This is a genomic window from Streptosporangium sp. NPDC001559, from assembly GCF_042893955.1.
Classification (GTDB): Bacteria; Actinomycetota; Actinomycetes; order Streptosporangiales; family Streptosporangiaceae; genus Streptosporangium.
Map to the genome: position 1 here is coordinate 546,639 of NZ_JBIAVG010000002.1, position 23,023 is coordinate 569,661.

At 71.7% G+C, this 23,023-nt stretch carries 16 protein-coding genes; 6 read left to right on the top strand and 10 right to left on the bottom strand.

The features are described 5' to 3' along the window. Window positions 1-72 precede the first annotated feature (72 nt). From ACFYY8_RS06585 to ACFYY8_RS06600, 4 genes are all read right to left on the bottom strand, one after another. Window positions 73-1,362: a polysialyltransferase family glycosyltransferase gene (locus tag ACFYY8_RS06585; RefSeq protein ID WP_390037834.1), complete on the bottom strand. Its 1,290-nt coding sequence runs from the start codon at window positions 1,360-1,362 to the stop codon at window positions 73-75. Continuing rightward, window positions 1,359-2,288 (bottom strand): glycosyltransferase family 2 protein, encoded by a 930-nt coding sequence (locus ACFYY8_RS06590; protein WP_390037836.1) that lies wholly within the window; start codon window positions 2,286-2,288, stop codon window positions 1,359-1,361. Before ACFYY8_RS06590 ends, ACFYY8_RS06585 begins: the two co-directional genes overlap by 4 nt. Window positions 2,289-2,567: 279 nt before the next feature. Then, entirely contained in the window at window positions 2,568-4,625 is a 2,058-nt protein-coding gene (locus tag ACFYY8_RS06595) for an N-acetylneuraminate synthase family protein (protein ID WP_390037838.1), read from the bottom strand. Window positions 4,626-4,812: 187 nt separating this feature from the next. Then, entirely contained in the window at window positions 4,813-5,793 is a 981-nt protein-coding gene (locus ACFYY8_RS06600; protein ID WP_390037840.1) for an alpha/beta hydrolase, read from the bottom strand. A 141-nt stretch (window positions 5,794-5,934) separates the two neighbouring features. Between ACFYY8_RS06600 and ACFYY8_RS06605 the strand changes: the two genes are divergently transcribed. Beyond that, a complete protein-coding gene (locus ACFYY8_RS06605; RefSeq protein ID WP_390037842.1) occupies window positions 5,935-6,525 on the top strand; it encodes a putative glycolipid-binding domain-containing protein in 591 nt (196 codons plus the stop codon). A gap of 7 nt (window positions 6,526-6,532) precedes the next feature. On the opposite strand, the gene pulA is transcribed toward ACFYY8_RS06605, so the two are convergent. Continuing rightward, window positions 6,533-9,199 (bottom strand): pullulanase-type alpha-1,6-glucosidase, encoded by a 2,667-nt coding sequence (gene pulA / locus ACFYY8_RS06610; RefSeq protein ID WP_390037844.1) that lies wholly within the window; start codon window positions 9,197-9,199, stop codon window positions 6,533-6,535. A 362-nt stretch (window positions 9,200-9,561) separates the two neighbouring features. Between pulA and ACFYY8_RS06615 the strand changes: the two genes are divergently transcribed. The 3 genes from ACFYY8_RS06615 to ACFYY8_RS06625 all read left to right on the top strand — a co-directional run bounded on the left by ACFYY8_RS06615 (window position 9,562) and on the right by ACFYY8_RS06625 (window position 13,375). Then, a complete protein-coding gene (locus ACFYY8_RS06615) occupies window positions 9,562-11,187 on the top strand; it encodes a glycoside hydrolase family 13 protein (protein ID WP_390037846.1) in 1,626 nt (541 codons plus the stop codon). A gap of 147 nt (window positions 11,188-11,334) precedes the next feature. After that, on the top strand, window positions 11,335-12,609 hold the full coding sequence (locus tag ACFYY8_RS06620; RefSeq protein WP_390037848.1) for a hypothetical protein: 1,275 nt from the start codon (window positions 11,335-11,337) through the stop codon (window positions 12,607-12,609). A gap of 103 nt (window positions 12,610-12,712) precedes the next feature. After that, window positions 12,713-13,375, top strand: a complete 663-nt coding sequence (locus ACFYY8_RS06625) for an amino acid-binding protein (protein WP_390037850.1) — start codon at window positions 12,713-12,715, stop codon at window positions 13,373-13,375. A 67-nt stretch (window positions 13,376-13,442) separates the two neighbouring features. Here ACFYY8_RS06625 and ACFYY8_RS06630 read toward each other — a convergent pair whose 3' ends face one another. Beyond that, on the bottom strand, window positions 13,443-14,720 hold the full coding sequence (locus tag ACFYY8_RS06630; RefSeq protein ID WP_352009343.1) for an ATP-binding cassette domain-containing protein: 1,278 nt from the start codon (window positions 14,718-14,720) through the stop codon (window positions 13,443-13,445). Between the two features lie 293 nt (window positions 14,721-15,013). Between ACFYY8_RS06630 and ACFYY8_RS06635 the strand changes: the two genes are divergently transcribed. Further along, window positions 15,014-16,078: a LacI family DNA-binding transcriptional regulator gene (locus tag ACFYY8_RS06635; protein WP_390037853.1), complete on the top strand. Its 1,065-nt coding sequence runs from the start codon at window positions 15,014-15,016 to the stop codon at window positions 16,076-16,078. Window positions 16,079-16,176: 98 nt separating this feature from the next. Here ACFYY8_RS06635 and ACFYY8_RS06640 read toward each other — a convergent pair whose 3' ends face one another. Continuing rightward, complete coding sequence (locus ACFYY8_RS06640; RefSeq protein ID WP_390037855.1) at window positions 16,177-19,698, bottom strand: indolepyruvate ferredoxin oxidoreductase family protein; 3,522 nt, start codon at window positions 19,696-19,698, stop codon at window positions 16,177-16,179. A 116-nt stretch (window positions 19,699-19,814) separates the two neighbouring features. Here ACFYY8_RS06640 and ACFYY8_RS06645 point away from each other — a divergent pair, with 116 nt between their 5' ends. Beyond that, complete coding sequence (locus ACFYY8_RS06645) at window positions 19,815-20,267, top strand: Lrp/AsnC family transcriptional regulator (protein WP_390037857.1); 453 nt, start codon at window positions 19,815-19,817, stop codon at window positions 20,265-20,267. On the opposite strand, the gene ACFYY8_RS06650 is transcribed toward ACFYY8_RS06645, so the two are convergent. The 3 genes from ACFYY8_RS06650 to ACFYY8_RS06660 form a co-directional block, all read right to left on the bottom strand. Then, window positions 20,256-21,668 (bottom strand): tetratricopeptide repeat protein, encoded by a 1,413-nt coding sequence (locus tag ACFYY8_RS06650; RefSeq protein WP_390037858.1) that lies wholly within the window; start codon window positions 21,666-21,668, stop codon window positions 20,256-20,258. The genes ACFYY8_RS06645 and ACFYY8_RS06650 overlap by 12 nt on opposite strands. Window positions 21,669-21,994: 326 nt before the next feature. Next, window positions 21,995-22,189 carry a DUF397 domain-containing protein gene (locus tag ACFYY8_RS06655; protein ID WP_352009348.1) on the bottom strand — a complete coding sequence of 65 codons (195 nt, stop codon included), beginning with the start codon at window positions 22,187-22,189 and terminating at the stop codon, window positions 21,995-21,997. Then, on the bottom strand, window positions 22,180-23,004 hold the full coding sequence (locus ACFYY8_RS06660) for a helix-turn-helix transcriptional regulator (protein ID WP_352009349.1): 825 nt from the start codon (window positions 23,002-23,004) through the stop codon (window positions 22,180-22,182). The genes ACFYY8_RS06655 and ACFYY8_RS06660 overlap by 10 nt, the downstream gene beginning before the upstream one ends. Between the last annotated feature and the right edge of the window lie 19 nt (window positions 23,005-23,023).

A 23,023-nucleotide genomic window follows, 5' to 3' on the forward strand; every position in this document is an offset into this window, starting at 1 on the left:
GGGGGCCGGTAGGCCGGTAGGGCGCAAGACCAAACCCCTCACGCTGGGGGCCGGGAGCGGGGTGCCGAGGGGTCAGGAGAGGGCTTTGGAGAGACGGCGGCGGATTTTGCCCAGGGGGCCCGGCTCCGGGGAAGGCGCGGTGGGGAGCAGGTCCAGGGCCGTCAGGCGCTGACGCTTGAAGTAGCGGGCGGGGCCGTTGGCCTCCAGATACGCGACGGCCCGCTCACGCAGCCCGGGGTGGACGGTGCTCTGCATGCAGTAGCCGACGGCGCCCACCAGCGCGGGAAGATCGACCGGGGGCGGCTCCTCCAGCGACCCGTCGGGGGACAGGCGGGGGAGCAGGGCGTCGGTGATCGTGACCGGGACACGGTTGCTGTTCTCGTACGGCGCCAGCCGTTCGAGCACCAGGTCGCCTCCGAACGTCGCGACCGGCAGCCCGAACTGCCTGCTCGCGGTCACCAGGGCGGTGGAGAAGCAGCCGACGACCAGCTCGGGTTCAAGCGCGGCGAAACACGACTCGGCGGGGACGCTCTCCCCGACGACCGTCAGCTCCACCCCCAGCTCCGCGGCCGTCTCGCGAAGCCGCTGGGCGTGCCGCCGCCCGCCCGCCGGGTGCGGCTTGAACAGCACAGAGCGGAACCCTCTGGCGGCCAGGCCGCGCAGCATGTCCGCGTGCAATCCGGCCTCCTCGTCCTGGGTGACGATGTCGAGCGCCGACAGGTACTGGCCGAGGATGATCGCCTGACCGCGGGGAAGATCCCGTGTGCCGTGCGCGAGCCGTTCCGCCTGGGCGAGGACGTCAAGGAAGGCCCGGTCGGGCAGGGAGACCGCGGGTACGCCGTACTCGGAGAGCAGCAGCGGCGACAGACCAGGCACGAGGTCCAGGTGGAGCAGGCGGGTGATCCGCCCCGAGATCTCCTGCGGCAGGGGGTCGCGGGTCGGGCCGTAGCTCATCAGGCCGTCGGAGTAGACCGTGATCGGGCAGTCCTTGACCAGACCGGCGATCGTCCTGGCGGGCGGCACCGCGATGGACTCCAGGACCAGTTCCTGGGGCCCTTCCTCAAGGGAGAGATGGGAACGCAGGAGACGGCCCAGCATCGGGACCTCGATGATGCGGGCCTTCCAGTCGGAGGGGTGCAGCGGCGCCACGATGTCGTTCCACGACCACACCTCGTCGAACCGGGGGCGCAGCGCGGCGAAGCCGGGGGCCTGGTCGAGGGAGGGGGTGATCTCCGGGATGGCCGCGTTGTTCGAGACCAGCAGGATCCTTCGGCCCGGGTGCGGGCCGAAGAGCCCCTCGTCGATCGCCGCCCCGAGCGTCATCGCGCCGAACAGCGTCGAGGCGTAGAACAGCTGTGTCATCGGGTCTCCAGCAGTGTCCGCAGGATCTGGTCGCGCTCCGGCTCCAGCCGGCCCGCGGCGAGCAGGTCGGAGGGTAACCGCCTGAGGGCGTCGGCGCCGCGCTTCTCGAAGCGGGCGCGCAGGTCGGGGGAGAAGCGGTCGGCCAGCTCCAGGTGGTGGGCCAGGAGGGCGCAGAAGGTGCGCACCGCCTTCGGGGCGAACTCCTCCTCCAGATCGGAGAGGACCAGGTCGAAGGCGTCGAAGAAGTGCAGCTGCCTGGCGTCGCCCACCTGGGTCAGCGAGCCGGTGACCATCCTGCGGTAGAACAGGCCCGCGAGCGAGACCACCGCGAACGAGCCCGCCTGCCGGTGCAGGCGCCAGATCCACGGCCGGTCCTCGGCGGTGTGCAGGTGCCCGGGGAAGGTCAGCAGCTCACCCAGGTCGCGGCGGTAGATCCCGGCCCACGCGTAGGGGTAGTCGACCATCGTCTTCACCCCGGTGGGCAGGATGTGGTCGCGGGGCTTCAGCACCGTCTCCCGTACGGCGAGCGGCGCCCGGTGGATCACCCGTTTGCGCCCCTCGGCCTGGACGTGGTCCACCCGGACGAAGTCACATCCGAGCCGTTCGATCGCCCCGGTCAGTTCGGTGAGGTAGCCGGGCGCCAGCCAGTCGTCGCCGTCCATGAAGGTCAGGTAGCGCCCGGAGGCCAGCGAGGTCCCGAGGTTGCGGGCGTCGGCGAGCCCGACCGGCCTGTCGTTGTGCAGTACGACCAGGCCGGGCAGCTCGTCGCGGAAGTCCTCGATGATCTGCCCGGTGGCGTCCGTCGATCCGTCGTCGACCACGATGAACTCGAAGTCCCTGCGCGCGTTCCTGACCAGGGAGGTCAACGCGTCGGAGATGTAGAGCTCGGCGTCCTTGACCGGGACGACGACGGACAACGTGATCAAGTTTTCCCTTTTCTGTTTTCTCTGGTGATTCGACCCCCCACGCGAGAACTTCCTAAGCCCTACGCGTGAGGAGTTGAGGCTTGTGCCTTACCGGCGCCAAGCGTGAGGAGCGTCCGGCTTGGGCGCCGTCGGTGCTTGGACTGAGGAACGCGGGAGCGCAGCGACGGAGTGACGAGGGAAAGCGCCGACTCGGAGGCGCCCAAGCCCGCGACGCCGAAGGCGGCGCAAAGAGGCGCAACCCGCGACGCCGAAGGCGGCGCAAGGGGACACAGCCGCAACTCAGACCCGCACCCTCCGCAGCCGGGCCTTCGGGGCCTCCTCGCCGGGGAAGACGCGCTTGACGCCGTCGCCGAGGGCGGTCTCGATGATGCGGATGTCACGGACCAGGTGCTCCAGGCCCGAGGGTTCGAGCGAGGCGGCGTGGTCGGAGCCCCACATGGTGCGGTCCAGCGTGATGTGCCGCTCGACGGTCACCGCGCCCAGCGTCACCGCGGCCAGGGAGATCTGCAGGCCGCGCTCGTGGCCGGAGTAGCCGACGGGCACGCCGTAGCGCTCCTGGAGGGTGACGATCGTGCGGAGGTTGGCCTCCTCGGGCGGCAGGGGGTAGGTGGAGGTCGCGTGCATCAGCACCAGCTTGGAGGTGCCGAGGATCTCCACCGCCCTGTCGATCTCCTCAAGGGTGGACATGCCGGTCGAGAGGATGATCGGCTTGCTGGTCGCGGCCAGTGCCTCCAGCAGCTCCACGTCGGTGACGCTGGCCGAGGCGACCTTGTGCGTGACGACGTCCATGGCCTCGAGGAACTCGACCGAGGGAACGTCCCACGGCGAGGCGAACCAGTGCAGGCCGCGCTCCTGGCAGTACCTGGCGATCTCGGTGTACTCGTCGAGACCGAACTCGGTCCTGACCTTGTACTCCATGTAGGTCATCTCGCCCCACGGCGTCTGCCGGATCTGGTCGCGCTGCTCAAGCGGCACGCAGATCTCCGGGGTGCGCTTCTGGAACTTGACCGCCTGGCAGCCCGCCTCTGCGGCCACGTCGATGAGCCTGCGCGCGATGTCGATGTCGCCGTTGTGGTTGATGCCGATCTCGCCGATCACGTAGACCGGCTGGCCCGAGCCGACCAGCGCGTCGCCGATCTGGACCGGCTTGGCGACCGGGGAGAGCCGCAGCTCGGTCCTGGGGGCGGGGGCCATGGCCGTCTCCGCCGCGGGGCGCGCGGCCAGGACGCGGTCGCACAGTTCCCGTACGGCCCCGGCCCCGCCGGGCCTGGTCAGCACGGTCCTGGCGGCGGCGCGGACCTTGGGGTGGGCGTCGGGGACCGCGACGGGCCAGCCGACGTCGCCCATCGGGCCGAGGTCGTTGACGTCGTTGCCGACGTAGGCGACGCGGGAGGGGTCGATGCCCTCGATGGCCAGCCAGTCGCGCAGCACGGTCCGCTTGTCGGTCAGCCCCTGCAGGACGGGCACGCCGAGCTTGCGGGCGCGGGCCGTGACCACCGGGTTCTGCTCGGTCGACATGATCATCAGCTTGACGCCCGCCCTGCGCAGCAGGGAGACGCCCATGCCGTCGGAGCGGCTGACCGCGACCGTCTCGTGGCCGTCCTGGTCCACGTAGGCGCGGTCGTCGGTGTGCACGCCGTCGAAGTCGGTGATCACCGCGTCCACGTCGATGGGCTCGGGCAGGTCGACGAACGGCGCGAGAGCCCTGACGATCTCCAGGTCCTCGGGGGAGTCGATCTCGACGGCGTGCCTGGCGGGGACGGGCTGCACGGAGACGGCGCCGAAGAAGCGGTGACCGTGCTCGCGCAGGCCCTCGGTGCGCATCACGTAGAAGGCGCCGGTCTCGCGGTAGTCGGGCTCGCGGTCCTGTCGGCGCGGCCGGTGCGCGGGGTCGTGGTTGATGCCCGCGCCCGCCGGGCTCCACAGGAACTCGTGCGTCTCCAGCCCGGAGAACACCACGTCCGCGGTGCCGTCGAGGACCTTGACGATCGCGCTGTCCAGGTCGGCCGGGTCGATGAACGCGCTGGTGCACTGCACCAGGACGACCACGTCCGGCACGTCGGACAGGTGGTCGAGGACGTGCAGGACGGCCGACTCGCTTGAGGCGGTCGCGCCGCTCAGCTCCTCGGGACGTTCGATCACGGTCGCCCCCGCCTCACGGGCCGCCTCGGCGATCCCCCTGTGGTCGGTGCTGACCACCACCTCGTCGATCAGTTCGGCCCGCAGGCAGGCCTTGACCGCGCGGGCGACCAGGGGAGTGCCGCCGACCGCGGCCAGGTTCTTCAGCGGGACGCCCGCTGATCCTCCACGGGCGGGGACAACGGCCAGGACTCGCAAGGTTGCTCCTCGTGACATGCGGCAAATGCCCCTGAGCTGGGGCGTTTTAGGAACGCTAGTCACGGGGGTGACCGGACAGGGGTGACTGAGCTGAACGCCCAGAGTCGGTCGTCTTAACTTTCCGGAGAGCCGGGGGCTCCAACACGGAGGGCGGTGTGGGGCATACCGGATGTGTCGCCGTACGCGGTCAGGCGCTCGCGCCGATGGAGTCCATGAGCATGGGCAACGCCCGTTCCAGGCTCTGCCGCCAGTACGGCCAGCTGTGGGTTCCGGCGCCGTAGAAGTCGGTCACGACCTGCGCGCCGTTCGCCTGGGCCCGGTTGACGAAGGTCTGCGCCTGACGCAGCAGGGTGGCCTCCCCGCGGTCGGGGGCGGTGCCCAGCGGGTCGAGAGACCCGGGGGTGCCGTCCCCGCAGGAGACGAAGAGCCGGACCCCGCGCAGCCCGGCGGTCAGGTCGGCCGGGTTGTGCTCGGCCCAGGCGGGGTCGCGGTGGCCGCCCCACAGGTCGGCGGAGTCCTCGCCGTACTCGTTGAGCAGCCAGTCGACGCCGTTGTTGCCGTCAAGGGTGTTCAGCACGCCGGAGAAGGAGGCCGCCGCCCGGAACATCCCCGGGTGACGGGCCGCGTAGGACATCGCGCCGAGCCCGCCCATGGACAGCCCCGCCACCGCCCTGCGGTCCCCGGCGCCGTAGTCGCGCTCCAGGACGCGGCGGACCTCGGTGAGGTGGAAGGTCTCCCAGGCGGGGCCCTCCCGCCAGTCCGAGTAGAAGCCCACCTGGCCCCCTTCGGGGATGACCACGATCACCGGATAGGCCGAGGTGAGCCTGGCGGCCTCCCCCTGGGTCGTCCACGCGTCGTACTCGGACTGGCAGCACCCGTTGAGCAGGTACAGCACCGGCCACGGCCCCGATCCGGGGCGCCACCCGCCGGGCAGCAGCACCCGGACCATGCCCTCGCGTCCCAGCGCGGCCGAGCGGATCGTGAGCTCGTGGTCGCGCTCGCTCAGCCGGTTGACGTGGACGCTCGCCGGTCCGGAGCCGGGCGGGGACATCTTCGGGCCACGCGGTGTCCCGCCGGAGGAGAAGGGGGTCAGCAGCGCCAGGAGCACGGCCGCCACGGCCGCTCCGGCGAGCAGGAGGACTCCGAGGCGTGCGGCTGTGCGGTTCACGGGACCAATCCTGGCGAAACTTCGCGATCACCGGAAGTGCCGGGCGGGCGGCGACACGCCGTGGAGCAATGGTTCGTCATGGTCTGCCGGGGTACGGCCGTTCCGCAGGGGTCGGGGACATCCGGGGAGAGGGGACGGCGGATGCGCGGGCTGGTGTGGATGAAGGACGGGGGCGCCGAGTACGCCGAAGTGGACCTCGGGGCGGAGCTGACGGCGGTCGGGGTGGCGATCGGCACCGATCCCGTGCCCTACCGCCTTGAGTACACCCTGCGCACCCTGACCGGATACGTCACCGAGCTGCTGTCGGTGCGGGTCCACGGCGCGGGCTGGCACCGGGCGCTCGACCTGCGCCGTTCCGTGCACGGCGCCTGGTCCTGCGAGACCAAGGAGGAGGGGAGCCTGGGCGGGCCGTCCCCGGGCGGCGACGTGAACGCCCTGGGCGACGCGCTCGACTGCGACCTCGCGCTGTCTCCGCTGACCAACACCATGCCGATCCTGCGCCACGGTCTCGACGCCAACGACGGGCGGATCGACCTCGTCACGGCCTGGGTCGGGGTGCCCCACCTGCACGTGACCCGCCACCCGCAGCGTTACGTCCACCTGGCGCGGGGCCGGGTGCGCTTCGAGGGCGAGGGCTTCGGCGCCGACCTCACCCTCGACGGGGACGGCGTCGTCGCCGACTACCCGGGTCTGGCCAGGCTGATGAGCGGGGACGCCTCCCCGGCCTGGTGATCCCCTCTCAGGGCGCGGGCCGTACGAAGACGGCGACCGTGCGGGCGGGGACGCTCAGCGTGCCGGTCGCGGAGTCGAAGCCGGACCTCCGGACGACGGGGTCGCCGCCGCCGGCCTGGACGGGGTGCAGGTTCACCCGGGCGCCCGCCAGCTCCGCGACGGTCTGCGTCACGGTCCCCGGCGTCGCGTTGAAGACGACCGTCAGCGACGTCCGGTGCGGGTCGAGGCCGGCGGAGTCCAGATGCATGGTCACCACGCCGGGGATCTCCCGCGTCCCGGCGGCGGGGAAGGACAGGCGCGCCTGCACCTCGTCGAGGGAGCCGAGCGCGAAGGCGGGGGACGAGGCGCGGATCCTCAGCAGCTCGCCGTACCTCGCCCTGGCCGAGCGGATCGCCGCGCGGCCCGGTCTGAGGGCGGGGTCGGCCAGCAGCGGCCTGGCGTACTCCCACCTGGCCTCGTTGCCCGCCCTCGGGGGAAGGCCCGCGCCGAACCCGTTGCCCTGCGCGGGGTCCCACAGCAGCCGGTTGAACCAGTCGCCCGAGTCGTAGGAGTTGCGGTCGAAGGACTTGGAGCGGAGCCGTTCGCTGCCCGCGTGCACGAACGCGAGGCCCTGCCCGAACAGTACGGTGGCCAGCGAGAGCGTCTGCATCCGCACCCGGTCGGCCATCGTCGTCGATCTGGGCAGCTTGTAGGCCAGCGCGTCGAACAGCGTCTCGTTGTCGTGGGCGTCCACATAGGTGACGACCTCGCCGGGTGAGGCGGTGTACCCGGCGGGGGCGCCGTTGTAGCCGATCTCCGAGGCCCGCGTCCACCTGCCGTCCGAGGCAGTGAAGGCGTAGTCGCGCAGGTTGCCCGCGAGCCCCGCCTTGATCAGGTCCTGGTAGTACAGCAGCCGCCCCCGCCGCTGCTCGGGTGTGCCGTCCACGGGTGAGTCGCCGGGCGGTCCCGCCAGGCCGGAGCCGAAGCCCCGCACCCTCGGGTCGGCGTCGAACGGGCCGCCGCCGCGCACCGCGTCCCGCAGCCGGTCGCTGAAGGTGGCGATCCCGGTGCCCGCCATGGCGGTCTGGGTCGCCTGCTCGAAACGGGCTCCGCCCGCGACCTCGCCGAAGTCCCAGCCTTCGCCGTACAGCAGGACCGAGGCGCCGTCCACGCCGTCGGCGCCGGGGGTGAGCCGGTCGAGGGCCTCGCGCACCGCCAGGAGGTTCGCCTTCGGGTGGTGGCCCATCAGGTCGAACCTGAAGCCGTCCACCTTGTACTCGCGGGCCCAGGTGACGACGGAGTCGACGACGAGCCTGCCCATCATGAGGTGCTCGGGGGCGGTGTTCGCGCAGCAGGTCGAGGTGGCGACCGTGCCGTCGTCGAGCAACCGGTGGTAGTAGCCGGGCACGAGCCGGTCGAGCACGGCCGAGGGGTGCTGACCGCAGGCGTAGGCGTGGTTGTAGACCACGTCCATGACCACCCGCAGCCCCATCCGGTTCAGTTCGGCGACCATCCGCCGGAACTCCACGATCCGCGCCGTCCCGTCGGGGTCGGAGGCGTAGGAACCCTCGGGCACCGTGTGGTGCAGCGGGTCGTAGCCCCAGTTGTAGGAGTCCCGCGCCGCGGTCAGGGCCACGCGTTCCTGCTGCAGCTCGGAGTCCGGCGGCATCGAGGCCAGGTCGCCGTCCGGCTCGGTCCGCTCGGACCGGCGGTCGGGGACGGTGGCGAAGTCGAAGACCGGCAGCAGGTGCACGTGGGTCAGGCCGTCCCGGGCCAGGGAGCGCAGCTCCGCCGTCCCCGCGGAGTCCCGGGCGAAGGCGGCGTAGGTGCCCCGCTCCTCCTCGGGGACCGACGGGTCACCGGCGGAGAAGTCGCGCACGTGCAGTTCGTGGATCACCGGCCGGTGCCGGGTGACGGGAGGCTTGCGCAGTTCGGCCCAGCCCTCCGGGGCCAGGGCGGGGTCGGCGAGGTCGGCGAACTGGCTGCGCGTTGAGCCGGCCGACAGCGACAGGCCGTAGGGGTCGGTGACCTCGTTGACGACGACCTTTCCCGCGGCCGGGGCGTGAACCGTGACCAGGAAGGTGTAGTAGCGACCCTTCCACGACGGGCCGCCGGTGACCGACCAGACGCCCGTCCCGTCGTCGCGCAGCATCGGACGCACGGTACGGCCCGTCCCGGAGGGGGTGTCGTACAGCGCCAGCCGTACCTCCCTGGCGGTCGGGGCCCAGACCGAGACCCTGGGAACGCCGTCCTCCCAGACCGGGCCCAACTCGGCGTCGGCCGCCGCCCGGTAGAGGTCGTCGAGCACCCCCGCGATCTGCACCCCGGTCGCGGCCAGCGGCGCCCCCGCCGGGTCCCGCCGTACGGCGACCACCTGGCCGCGCAGCGCTGAGGGGACCAGGCCCGTGTCACGCGGATCGACCGTGAAGGCCGTCCGCCCGGCCAGGTGAGGCCGTACGGCAAGCTGCGCGGCGGTGAGCGAGCCGGGGGACAGGCGGATGACCCCGAGGGCGCCGGTCAGGTCCCCGCCCGTGCGGGCGATGCCGCCCTCGCCGGACAGGAGCAGACTGTGGCCGAACCCGGCCGGGTCCCCGTCCAGGTCCCAGACGACGGTCCTGCCGTCGATCCAGTGCGCCCACGCCCGGCCGGGATCGATGTCACCCCCTGCGCCGTCGTGCTCCGTTGCCTGGCTCACGTTCGCGGTCTCCTCGCCTCACGGGCACGCTTTCCTGACCTCCTCGTTCCCCGCGAGGCGGCCGTGACGCAAGCGGTTGCGGGGGTTTCATCGGGAGACCTCGGTGTCTCCGGCGTGAGAAACACGCAGCTAGACGGATATATGGTGACTTTTCTGGTGAGTGCTCCGAGCCCTGTCTTGACATCTTCCTGTAACAAGTTTGCAGAAAGTTGCGGCAAATTCTTTCGCTCCTGCTTACCGCCGCGTAACGTCCGGCGTATCCTGCCCGGCCCGGCGGTCCATCCCCGGCCCGCGGCGGGGACCGCCATACCGTGGGCCCGCCGGGCGTCACGGTCTGACAGTCGTCTGATCGGGGGACCCCCATGACCGAACTCGCCCAATCCCACCGCCTCGGCGGAGCAGACGGGACGGCCACCCGCTGGTGGCGCGACGCGGTGATCTACCAGGTCTACGTGCGCAGCTTCGCCGACGGCAACGGGGACGGGATCGGTGACCTGCTCGGGGTGCGCGGGCGCCTGCCGTACCTCGCGGACCTGGGGGTCGACGCCGTCTGGCTGACCCCGTTCTACACCTCGCCGATGGCCGACTTCGGCTACGACGTGGCGGACTACCGGGACGTCGATCCGATCTTCGGGACGCTGGCCGACGCCGCCGCGCTCGTCGAGGAGGCGCATCGGTACGGGCTGAGGGTGATCGTGGACGTCGTGCCCAACCACACCTCCGACCGGCACGCCTGGTTCCGGAAGGCGATCGAGGCGGGACCGGGCAGCCAGGAGCGGGAGCGCTACGTCTTCCGCGAGGGCAGGGGCGAGAACGGGGAGCTGCCGCCGAACGACTGGGAGTCGATCTTCGGGGGGCGCGCCTGGACCCGGCTGCCGGACGGCGAGTGGTACCTCCACCTGTTCGCCCCCGAGCAGCCCGACCTGAACTGGGAGAATCCCGAGGTCCACGCCGAGTTCGAGTCGGTCCTGCGCTTCTGGCTCGACCTGGGCGTCGACGGCTTCCGGGTGGACGTGGCGCACGGCATGGTCAAGGCGCCGGGACTGCCCGACGTCGGCCACCCCGACCAGATCCGGATGATCGGCACCGACGTGGTGCCGTTCTTCGACCAGGACGGCGTCCACGACATCCACCGGGCCTGGCGCAGGCTGCTGGACTCCTACCCCGGCGAGCGGATCGGCGTCGCCGAGGCGTGGGCGCCCTCCCCGGGACGGCTGGCCCGCTACGTCCGTCCCGACGAGCTGCACCAGGCCTTCAACTTCCACTTCCTGGGGGCCCCGTGGGAGGCGGCGGCGTTCCGCGCGGTGATCCAGGAGTCCCTGGACACCGCCGGGTCGGTCGGCGCCCCGACCACCTGGGTGCTGTCCAACCACGACGTCAAACGGCACGTCACCCGCTACGGCGGCGGCGGGACGGGCCTGCGCAGGGCCCGCGCCGCGGCGCTGCTGACGCTCGGCCTGCCCGGATCGGCCTACGTCTACCAGGGGGAGGAACTCGGCCTGCCCGAGGTCCTCGACCTGCCGGAGGAGTTCCTGCACGACCCGCAGCGGCTGCGCGACCCGGAGGCGGGCAGGGACGGCTGCCGGGTGCCCCTGCCGTGGAACGAGGACGAGCCGCACCTCGGCTTCGGCCTGCCGGGCGGCGAGGACCCCTGGCTGCCGATACCCGCCTCGTGGGGACCGCTCAGCGTCGAGTCGCAGCTGGCCGACCCCTCCTCCACGCTCAACCTGTACCGGCGGGCGCTGGAGGTCAGGCGAGCCTGGGGCTCCTTCGGCGAGGACCCCCTGACGTGGCTGCCCTCCCCGGAGGGGACGCTGGCCTTCGCCCGTGGCGAGGGGTTCGCCTGCACGGTCAACCTGACCGGTGAGCCGGTCGAACTGCCCTCGCCGGGACGTGTCCTGCTGGCCAGCGAGGAGCCGGTCGTCGAGGGCGGTCTGGCGCGGCTCGCCCCCGACTCCGCGGTCTGGTGGGAGCGCGAGGGCGCGTGAGAGCGCCCGTTCGCCGGGCAACGTCTACCTCAACGCCGGTGAAAGAGTTGTAACGGTTCGCTGGGTACCGCCGTCCCCGATGGTCGGGCGGCGGCTCCCTGTGCCAGGATCTCCGCTGACCGTCACTCAGCGATGGGACGTGCCTACATGGAGTCGATCATTCCGCGATGGACCGTTCCCGCCCTCGCGGTGTTCACCGTGGGCGGCCTCCTCGTCGCGGTCCCCGGCCCGGCCGAGGCGCGGGCGGGCGGCGTCTACTACGTCGACTCCAAGAAGGGCGACGACACGGCCGCGGGCACCTCGCCGGAGCAGGCGTGGCGTTCCCTGGACAAGGTCAACGACGCCAAGTTGCGCCCCGGCGACGTGGTGCGGCTCGGACGCGGCGGAACGTGGCGGGGACCGCTGCGGCTCGGCGCCAAGGGCACCGCGGCGCGGCCCGTCGTGGTCGAGCCGTACGGCAAGGGCTCGGCGCCGAGGATCGGCGGCGAGGGCACGGAGAGCTGCGTGGTGCTCGGCGGCTCCCACCTGCGGGTGACCGGGGTGCGCGCGAGCGGCTGCGAGTGGGCGGGCTTCGAGGTGACCGGGGACGACAACGAGCTCGACGGAGTCCTGGCCGACCGCAACGCCAGCGGTGTCAACCTCGTCGGAGCGCGCAACGTCCTGAGGAACAGCGTGCTGACCCGCAACGACCGCATGAGCGTCAACGACAACGGCGGTGACAACGACTCCGGTGCCTTCGGCGTGCTGCTCAACGGCGACGACAACCTGGTCTCCGACAACGTCATCACCGGCAGCTACGCCGCCAGCCAGGACTACGGCACCGACGGCGCCGCGGTCGAGGTGTTCAACGGTGACCGCAACCGGGTGGTCAGGAACATCGCCCGCGACAACGAGACCTTCGCGGAGCTGGGCGCGCGCAAGGGCAAGACCGCGACCGGGAACGTGTTCGCCTTCAACGTGGTGACCTCCTCGCGCAAACGCGGCTCCTTCCTGATCACCCGGGGCGCCGGGCATGTGGTCGGGCCGGTGCTCGGCACGGTGGCGGTGCAGAACTCGGTCTACCTCCCCGCCCGCGACACCATCGGCTGGTCGTGTCACGACGGCTGTTCCCCGGCCATCCTCAAACTGCGCAACAACGTCATCGTGGTCGGCGGCCAGATGGGCTACGAGGACGGCGCGGGGGCCGACGAGGGCGGCAGCGTCTACCGGGGCAGGTCCCGCGGGTTCAGGCTCGGTTCGCAGTCCGTCGTCGCCGATCCGCGCTTCAGGGGCGGGAACGACCTGCGCCTGCGCCCGGGCTCCCCGGCCCTCGGCCGGGGCCTCAAACTCAACCCGGCCTGGTACGGCGGCGCCTCCCAGGCCCGTGACCTGGCGGGGAAGGCCCCTTCGGTGGTTCCCGACGCGGGCGCCTACCAGCACTAAGCTTTCCGAATTTTTCGGATTTAAGGTCTTATCTTGGACATCTCCCCGGAACATCCGTGAAACCTGTCTAGGACACCCTGTGTTCGGAGAGGGGGGATCGACGATGATGTTGCGACTGCGGGTGTCCTTTCCCGACAGGCCGGGAGCCCTGGGCCAGGTGGCCCGGGTGCTCGGCACGCTGGGCGCCGACATCCTCCAGGTGACGGTGCTGGAACGTGAGGCGGGGCGGGTCGTCGACGACTTCACCGTCTCCTGGCCGGGACCGTTCGGCCCGGAGGGCGTCAGGGATCGGCTCTCCGCCGTGCCGGGCATCCGTGTCGAGGCCGTCTGGCGGACCAAGGAGATCCCGGGGACGTCCCCCGACTACGACCTGCTCAGGCACGTCGTCGCGGAGCCGGGGCGAGCCTTCGCCACCCTGGTCGACGCCATCCCGGACCTGGTGAGCGCCGAGTGGGCGGTCGTCGTCTCCTCCGAGAGCGGCGAGCTCGTCCACCGCAGCTGGCAGGCGCCGGAGTTCCTCGACGAACGGGGAGGCCTGTCCGGGATCGGATCGGCCGACCTCACCGCCCTGCGCCCCTGCGCGCTCACCGGGGGACGTCACCGCTTCATGAGCGTGCCCGTCCCCGGCGCGGGACTCCACCTGGTCCTCGCGCGCACGGAGGGACCTCCGTTCCACCGCGCCGAGCTGGACCGCGCGGTCCGTGTCGTGGAGATCGTCTCCATCATCGGCCGCAGCACCGCGCCGCAGACCCCTCAGGGCGTCTGAGGCCCGTTCACCCGGGCTTTGCCGTCATCCAGGTCCCCGGGCCCGGCCGGGAAGCGTCCGGTCCCGCTCAGCGGCGAGGCGGGTCGATGCGCGAGCCGTCCACGGTGAAGAGCATCAACCGGCTGGCGTCCACGCCGACCCTGGCGGGCTCCCCCGCCCGCCAGACGGGGCGCGCGCCGAGCCGGACGATGAGGTCGGCCCGGCGATGGGTCCCGCTCGCCTGCTCGTTCCCGTACTCGGTCTCGGCCTGTGCGGACCGGCCGGGCAGCAGCCTGCGGATGGCCGCCATCGCACGACCACCGGAGGCGGCCATCGCGTGGGCGTTGTGGCGCGGGTCGGGCGGCTCGGGGACGGCGACGGACTGGATGCCGCTCTCGACGTAGGCGAGCCACTCGTGGCCGTGGTACTCAAGCGCCCTGACCCGGCCGAAGAAGACCGGGCCCTCGAACGTCTCCGGCACCGGGGCGAGGCAGTCGGGACGCAGACCGACGATGATCTGACGGCCGACGTGCTGGGAGATCACGTACGCCCTGGGATCGGTCCAAGGAATGGTGATCTGATGGGGCCCGAAGTCCAGCATGATGAACTGGTTCTGCGGGGTCTTGACCACGGCCGACAGCAGGTTGAGCTGCTGGGAGCTGAGGAAGGCCGCGGTGAAGGCGGTCGCCGGGTCGTTGTAGACCTGCCCAGGGGTGCCCAGGTCCTGGAGCACGCCGCGGTTCATGATGGCGATGCGGTCGGCCAGGGTCAGAGCCTCGACCTGGTCGTGGGTGACGTAGATGGTGGTCACGCCGAGGGAGCGGACCAGCGAGGAGATCTCCATGCGCATCTCGGTGCGCATGCCCGCGTCGAGGTTGGACAGCGGCTCGTCCATCAGGAACAGCGACGGCTGGCGGACGATCGCCCTGCCCATCGCGACACGCTGGCGCTGGCCACCGGAGAGCGTTCCAGGGCGGCGGTCGAGGGTCTCGTCGATGTGCAGCGCCTTCGACAGCTCGGTCACCCGCTCGCGCACCAGGGCGGGGTCGGCCTTGGCGATCTCCAGGGGGAAGGCCATGTTGCCCCGCACGGTGCGGTGCGGGTAGAGCGCGCCGTTCTGGAAGACCATGGCGACGTCACGCTCACGCGGCGGCAGGTCGTTGGCGAGGGTGCCGCCGAGCCACAGGTCGCCCGAGGTGACCTCCTCAAGCCCGGCGATCATCCGCAGCAGCGTGGACTTACCGCATCCCGAGGGCCCCAGCAGGACAAGGAACTCCCCGTTCTCGGCGCGCAGGTTGATGCGGTCAACCGCGAGGTACCCGCCGGGGTAGACCTTGGTCACATTGTCGAGGACGACGGTACTCATGCGCGCTCGTTCCTCCCGGACTCCGCCGCCCGGATCCAGCCGTGTGATTGATGAGGTAGTACATCGCGACATTCACCTGTGTGTCCATAGATGTGGTTAGAAATCGCTTGCCTTCGGGCCACTTCCGGAGCCCGGCTCCGGGTGGCCGACGTCGCGACGACAAGGGGTTCAGGTGCTGATCGTGATGACGGTCGCTGAATGTTACAGTTTGCGAAAAGTTGTGCGAACCCTTTCACGGGGGCCGGATGCCGTCTGGCTTGCGCCCCGCTCGGCCGCATGGTGGGGTGCTTGTGATGGACGGCGAACTCCCGCGGGTCCCCCGGCCCCGCCTCGACGGCGCGGGCGTCAGACTGGCCGACATCGCGGTGCGGGCGGGAGTGAGCGAGGCCACGGTCAGCCGGGTGCTCAACGGCAGGCCGGGCGTGGCGGTCACGACCAGGCAGGCGGTGCTGGCCGCGCTGGACGTGCTCGGCTACGAGCGCCCGCAGCGCCCGCGCGGGAGCAGCAACGGGGTGGTCGGCCTGGTGATCCCCGAGCTGGACAACCCGATCTTCCCCGCGTTCGCCCAGGCGATCGGCAGAGAGCTGACCCAGCACGGCTACACGCCGATGCTGTGCACCCAGCTTCCCGGCGGCGCCCCCGAGGACGAGTTCACCGAGATGCTGACGGAGCGGGGGGCCAGCGGCATCGTCTTCGTCTCCGGGCTGCACGCCGACACCACCGCCGACGTCGAGCGCTACACCCGCCTGGTCGGCCGGGGCCTGCCGATCGTGCTGCTGGACGGCTACAGCGACCGGATCGAGGCCCCCTTCATCTCCCCTGACGACAGGGCGGCGGCGGGGCTGGCCGTACAGCACCTGGTGGACCTCGGGCACGAGCGGATCGGCATGGCCCTCGGGCCGCGCCGGTACGTGCCGGTGATCCGCAAGATCGAGGGCTACCGCCAGGCGATGGCGCACCTGCTCGGCGCGGACGAGACCGACGAGCTGATCTCGCACTCGCTGTTCTCCGTCGAGGGCGGTCAGGCCGCCGCGGTCCGGCTGCTCGAACAGGGGTGCACCGGGATCGTCTGCGCCTCCGACCTGATGGCGCTCGGCGTGATCAGAGCCTGCCGGGAACGGGGGCTGTCCGTGCCCGAGGACGTCTCGGTGGTCGGCTTCGACGACTCGCCGCTGATCGCCTTCACCGACCCGCCGCTGACCACCGTCCGCAAGCCCGTCGGCGCGATGGCCGCGGCCGCCGTCGCGGCCCTCATCGAGGAGATCAGCGGCACCCGGGGCAGGAACGTCGAACTGGTCTTCCAGCCCGAGCTGGTCGTGCGCCGCTCGACCGGCTCCGGCCCGCTGGTGAACCGTTAGCCCTGCCGGAGGCGGGCAAGAGGCCCGGCCTGCCGGAGGCGGGCCGCCTCTCCGCACCGGGCGCCGTTGACCGGTGCGGAGGGCCTCACGGCCCCGGCTCACCCCCGCTCGGGGGAGCCGGGCCTGCGGCCGCCGGACAGGCGGCCGAGAAGGGAGGCGGCGGAGGCCCGATAGGTGGCCACGTTGCGCATCTTGACGTGCTCGTAACCGCGCACGACGTCCGGCAGTTCGGCCAGTTCCAGGACCGTCGCCGCGGTCTCGGGGGTCAGGTGGGACAGGGCCCGCCGCACGTCGCGGGTGTACTCCGCGACCAGCGCCCGTTCGGTCCTGCGCACCCCGGCCATGCCGAACGGGTCCAGCCGGGTGCCGCGCAGCCCGCGCATGCCGTACAGCAGGCGGAAGGCGGGGTCGAACCAGGTGCCGAGGCGGATCTTGCGGTTCATGCCCATGGCACGCAGCACCGGCGGGTGCAGGTTGTAGGAGACCTTCGCGCCCGGCCCGAACTCGGCGGCGATCCTGGCCCGCTCGGCGGGGTCGAGGTGCAGCCTGGCGACCTCGTACTCGTCCTTGTAGGCCATGAGCCGGTGCAGGTGGCGGGCGTAGGCCTCGGTGATCGGCAGCGAGTCCCCGGCGGCACTCCCGGAGACCTTCGCCTCCTCGGCCTTGACCGCGCGCACCGCCTCGGCGTACCCGGCCGCGTAGCGCGGGTTCTGGTAGGCGGCCAGATCGGGCACCCTGACCGTCAGGAGGCGGTGCAGCTCGGTGCCGGGCTCGGCGATCGAGCCGACGAGCCGGGCGAGCTCCGGGTCGGGACGGGAGGCGGGCGGCGCGGGCGGGCGGGCGGCCTCGGCGACGGCCTCGGGGGCGGCGACGACGGCCCTGCCCCAGTGGAAGGCGGCGATCGTCAGGTCGACGGTCTTGCCCCCGCCCTGCCGTACGGCCCGCTCGATCGACTCCAGGCTGAGCGGGATGAGCCCGCGCTGCCAGGCCGCGCCGACCACGATCGTGTTGGCCGGCATGTGGTCGCCGAACAGCGCCTGGGCCAGGTCCTCGGCGTCGAGGTAGACGTTCAGCTCGCTCCTGGTGCGTGACTCCAGCGCGCCGATCGGTGAGCCGAGCTCGGTGACGTGCCTGGACGGGTCGACGACCATGGAACCGGTGGGGACCAGGCTGGTCGAGACCACCGCGACGGTCCGTCCGGGATCGGCGGCGCTCAGGTGCTTGGGGTCGGTCGCGCCGAGCAGGTCGAGCGCCAGGTAGGCGTCGACTGCGCCGGTGCCCGCCCGCGCGGAGCGGTCCTCGCCGTCCTCGAAGATCCGGACGTCGGAGACCACGGTGCCGCCCTTCTGGGCCAGGCCGGTCTGGTCGAGCCCGCGTGAGCGCTTGCCGTCCAGCATCGCCGCGGTGCCGAGCATCTGCGCCACGGAGACCACCCCGGTCCCGCCGATGCCGACCAGCCTGATCGTCGTCTCCCCGGTGCGGGGCTCGGGCGCGGGCAGTTCGGGCGGCACGGGTACGGCCCGGCGCCGCCGGGTGTCCTTGCCGGGCACGACGGTCACGAAGGACGGGCAGTCGCCCTCGACGCACGAGTAGTCCTTGTTGCACGAGGACTGGTGGATCTCGGTCTTGCGGCCGAACTCCGTCTCGACCGGGAGCACGGACAGGCACTCCGACTTCTGCCCGCAGTCGCCGCAGCCCTCGCACACCCGCTGGTTGATGGCCACCCGCCTGACCGGGTCGGGCAGTTCGCCCCGTTTGCGCAGCCGCCGCTTCTCCGCCGCGCACTGCTGGTCGTGGACCAGCACGGTCACGCCGGGGACCGAGGCCAGCTCCCGCTGCGCCTGCTCGAGCGCGCTCCGGTCGCGGACCTCGGCGATCCGGGAGAGCCTGACCCCCCGGTAACGCTCGGGCTCGTCGGTCGTGACGATCACCCTGCGCACGCCCTCGGTCTCCAGCCAGCGGGTCAGGTCGGCCACCGCGAGCGACGGGGTGATCGTCTGCCCGCCGGTCATCGCGACCGCGCTGTTGTAGAGCAGCTTGTAGGTGATGTTGACCCCCGCCCCGACGGCCGCCCGTACGGCCAGCGAGCCCGAGTGGTGGAAGGTGCCGTCCCCCAGGTTCTGGAAGATGTGCGGGGTGTCGGTGAAAGGCGCCTGCCCGATCCACTGCGCCCCCTCGCCGCCCATCTGGGTCAGGCCGGTCAGCGTGCCCTTGCCCTCGCGGTTGATCACGATCATCGTGTGGCAGCCGATCCCCGCGCCGACGGGGGCGCCGTCGGGCACCGCGGTCGAGCGGTTGTGCGGGCAGCCGGAGCAGAAGAAGGGGGTGCGCTGCGGGCCGAGCAGCTTCAGCGGCGCCGGACGGGAGATCACCGCCAGCCCCCTGTCGACCCGGTCGCCGGCCGCCGGGTCGAGCCCGGCCCTGCGCAGCCGGAAGGCCAGCGCCTTCGCCGCCAGGTCGGCGTCGACGCCGCCGCTCCTCGGGATCAGCGGGGCGCCGTTCTCGTCGAGCTTGCCCAGCACGCGGGGGGCGTCGGCGGTGCCGTACAGGACGTCCTTGACCAGGCCCTCGAGCAGCGGGTCCTTCTCCTCGACGACGAGGATCTCCTTGAGCCCCCTGGCGAAGGTCCTGACGATCTCCGGTTCGAGCGGCCAGATCATGCCTATCTTGAGGACGCGGACGCCGAGCTCCGCCGGGTCGACGCCCAGCCTGCGGAAGGCCTCGCACACGTCGTAGTAGGCGGTGCCGGAGGCCACGACGCCGAGCCAGGCGTCCCGGGGGTCGACGGTGACGCGGTTGAGGCCGTTCTCCCTGGCGTAGGCGCGGGCGAGGTCGAGGCGCGGGCCGGTGAGGGTCCGCTCCATCTCCAGTGACCACGGCGTGAGCAGGGTCGCGTCGGGCACGTGCCGGTACGGCCTGCCCTGGTACTCGACGACGGGCATGACCGGGACCACACGGCCGGGCCCCACCTCGACCGTGCCGCTGGCGTCGACGACGTCGGTCACCGTCTTGACGGCCACCCACAGGCCACTTGCCCGGGAGGCGGCGATGGCGTGACGGCCGAGGTCGAGCAGCTCCTGGACGCTTCCCGGATGGACGATCGGCATGCCGAAGGAGGCCAGTGTGCTCTCCGTCGCGGAGGGGAGCGTGGAGGACTTGCAGATCGGGTCGTCCCCGCACAGGGCGATCAGGCCGCCGTCGGGGTGGGCGCCGACGAAGTTGCCGTGCCGCAGCGCGTCGGCGGCGCGGTCGACACCGGGGGCCTTGCCGTACCAGACGCCGAGGACGCCGGCCTTGCGCGGCCGGGGCAGGCCGGGGACGAGCTGGCTGCCCCAGACGGCCGTGGCGCCGAGCTCCTCGTTCTGGCCGGGACGGTGCACGACGTCCAGGGGCTCGGCGTGCCGCCGCGAGCGGGAGAGTTCGAGGTCGAAGCCCCCGAGGGGGGAACCGGGATAGCCGGAGACCATGGCGCCGGTTTCGAGACCGGCCACGCGGTCGGCGCGCATCTGGTCGAGGATCACGCGGACCAGGGCCTGCGTGCCGGTCATGAACACCTGGCCCTCTTCGAGGGCGTATCGGTCGTCGGGAGCCGTTGCGCGGGTTTCGGCGGAGATCGTCATGATCGGTGGTCCCGTCTTGCCGTGGTGCACTTTGGTTGCCGCAAGGTTATGTCAGGCTGTCCGAAATATGATGTCAATATTTATTGTCCGCTGCTGAGTGGATAGCATCCGATGCCATGGATGCCACAGATCGCGCAATCATCGGCCTTCTCCAGGTGGAGGGCAGGCTCAGCAACCTCGAACTCGCCGAGCGGGTGAGGCTCACCCCCTCGCCCTGTCTGCGCCGCGTCCGCAACCTTGAGGAGTCGGGGGTGATCAGCGGCTACCGGGCCGTCATCGACCCGGCGGCCGTCGGGCGCGGCTTCCAGGTCCTGGCGTACGTGGAGCTTGAAGGCCAGGACGCCGAGACCGTCACCGCCTTCGAGGCCGCGGTCCTGGAGGTCGAGGACGTGGTCGAGTGCCTGCGCATGTTCGGCCGCCCCGACTACGTGCTGCGGATCGCGGTGCCCGACATGGAGGCCTACAGCCAGCTGTGCCTCGAACGGCTCGGCAAACTGCCCGGTCTCGACAAGCTGACCTCCCAGATCGCGATGAAGGCCCTCAAACCCGGTGGTGTCCTACCGCTGTGACCTCCGCGGCGTGGCGGACGGGGCGGGGGTCCCGGAGGGCTTCGCCGAGGGTACGGCCCCGGCGGGCGACGGCTTGGGGGAGGGCGCGGGCGGGGGAGGGGGCGGTGTCCTGGGCAGGTCGATCAGCGCCTGCCTGGCCCGGGGCGCGCCGTCGAGGGAGAAGTAGGGGTTGATCCGCAACGCCCTGGCCAGGTGGGAGCGGGCGGCGGCCGTGTCGCCGAGGGCACGCGCGATCTCGCCCCGGTGGTAGGCGGCCTGCGCGTTCCGGGAGCCGGGGGGTTCGGCGCGGGCGGCGTACCCGGCCGCCTCGGCGTCGTGACCGGCCCGGTGCAGCGCCCACGCCAGGGCGTCGGCGACATCCGCGCCGCCGTGCCCGTTCCACTCGGCCCGCAGGCGTCGTACGGCGGAGGCGGGGTCGCCGTGGTCGGCCTCGAACCGTCCCGCCCTCAGCGCGTCCACCCTCGCCAGGCCGTAGGAGGCGAACAGGGCGTACTGCCGCGCGGCCCGCTCCGGCCGCCCGAGATACTCGTACAGCTCGCCGAGGTCGGCCGTGTAGCCGGGGTCACGCGCCGCCGCGGCGCCGTAGTCGCGGATCGCCGCGCCGGTCCAGCCGAGCGCCGCCTCGGCCCTGGCCCGTCCCGCGTACGCGGGGGCGTGCTCGGGGTCGGCGGTGAGCGCCCGCCCGTAGGCGCGTACGGCCTGCCGCGGCCGTCCCAGGCTCCATTCGAGCTCGCCGAGCCCGTAGGCCTGGCGTGCCAGGTCGGCGGGGGAGGAGGCCGCGAACCCGGCCCTGCGAAGCACGGCCCTGGCCCGTCCGCTCTCGCCGCGCAGCCGCAGCAGGTCGGCGGCCCGGGTGAGCGAGGCCACGTCCGGGGTGCCGCCGAGCATCCTCCTCAGGGCGAGGTCCGCCCTGCCGTACCGGCCGAGCCCGGTGTAGGCGTCGGCCAGCACCGTGTACAGCGGCCAGCGGCGCGGCGCGGTCCTGCGGGCCCGCGTCCCCCAGACGCGCGCGGCGCCGTGGTCGTGCCTGACGTTGGCGATCACGCCCATGCCGATCATCGCGTCGGCCTCGGGGGACAGGCTCAGCGAGTACCTGAAGGCCGAGCGCGCCAGGGTGTAGTGGGCAGGGTCGCCGCTGCGCCCCGCCGCGTCGAGGTGGGCGTCGCCGAGCGCCGTCCAGGCCCGCGCGTCGGCGGGATGCTCACGCAGGTGGGCGCGCGCGTCCGCGACGGGGTCGGTCCGAGTCCGGGAGGTCCGTGAGCCTCCGGCGGAGGACCCGCCGGGTCCGGCCGAGGTTTCGGGAGGCGTTCCGGGGCCGGGGGCCGGATCGCCGGGGCCGAACAGGGCCAGCAGGACGCCGCCCGCCGTCAGGCAGCCGAGCAACGGCAGGAATCTGCGCACGCGTCTCGCCTCCGCGCTCTCAGAGATGGCCAGGCCACGGCGGCCCGCCGCTCCGCGTGGAACGGTGGGAACGGGAACCAGACGGCGGCACATTATCCGGATTTTTCCGGAAATGATCTCTCGGGAAACTCGGCGAAACCGGGTCGAGTACTGCTTGAAGCCCGCGTTCGGCGTCCTTTTCGAAAAGTCCCCGTTCAGGTTCTCGATCATGAGAAAGCTAGCACCGCGGGCACGGGCCCCTCGGGGAACAGCCAGTCAAGAAACCCCAAAAACGGGAGCGAAAAAGCACGAGGCCCCCGCCGAAGCGGGGGCCTCACGGACCTGTGTCAGACCACGCCGGTCTTGACACGCGTCAGGAAGTCGGCCCAAACCTGGGGGCTGAACAGCAGAGCCGGGCCATCGGGGTTCTTGCTGTCGCGAACCGCGATGACGCCGGGGAGGTTGTCGGCCACCTCCACGCACTCGCCGCCGTTTCCGTTGCTACGGCTGCTCTTGCGCCACTGTGCGCCGGTCAGGTCCATGAATGCATCCTTTTCTCGATGAAGGCCGCCGATGCGGCCTGGGGTAGGGCATATGAGCGCAGGGCGTCGAACTGGGCCGATAGAGGGTCGACCCGCGCTGGATCGATCAGAAGCTGTGCGGCTTCCGCGTTCTCCATGTACACGATGTCGGGGGCGCCTTTGAAGGACAGGACCAAGATGGGCCCTGCGAGCCCGGCATAGGCGCCCACGTCGAAGGGGATCACCTGGATGGTGATCCGCGGTCGCATCGTGGCATCCAGAAGGTGTTGCAACTGCGCGCGCATGACCGCGCCGCCACCGATGGGGCGGGTCAGCACGGCTTCGTCCAGCAGGACGAAGAGGATCGGCGGGTCCGGCCGGTCGAGCAGTCGCTGGCGTTGCATACGCACAGTAATCATCTCCTCAACCTCCTTCTCGGTGTCGAACGGCCTTCCCGCCCGGGTCAGCGCCCGTGCGTAGTCCTCGGTCTGTAGCAACCCGGGAACCACCGACAACTGGTAGTTACGCAGCGTCCTTGCCTCCCACTCCAGCTCGAACAGCGAGCGCACCCACGCGGGGGAGGACTCCCTGCCGATCAGCGGCCAGAGCTTGACGAGGGTGCCGCCGGTCTCCAGGACCTCGTCGCATCTCTGTGCGAACTTCCTGGTGGGAGCACGTGCGGCGGTCTCGATCAAGCCGACCAGTGAGGTGGAGTACGAGGTCCGTCTGGCCAGCTCCTGCTGGCTCCAGCCCATCGCCTCGCGCAACCTGCGCAGCTCGGAACCCCAGTAAGCGCTGACGCTCGTGCTGGGGTCCAGCTCTTTGGGGGCGGGCATGGGGGGCTCCCGTCTTTCT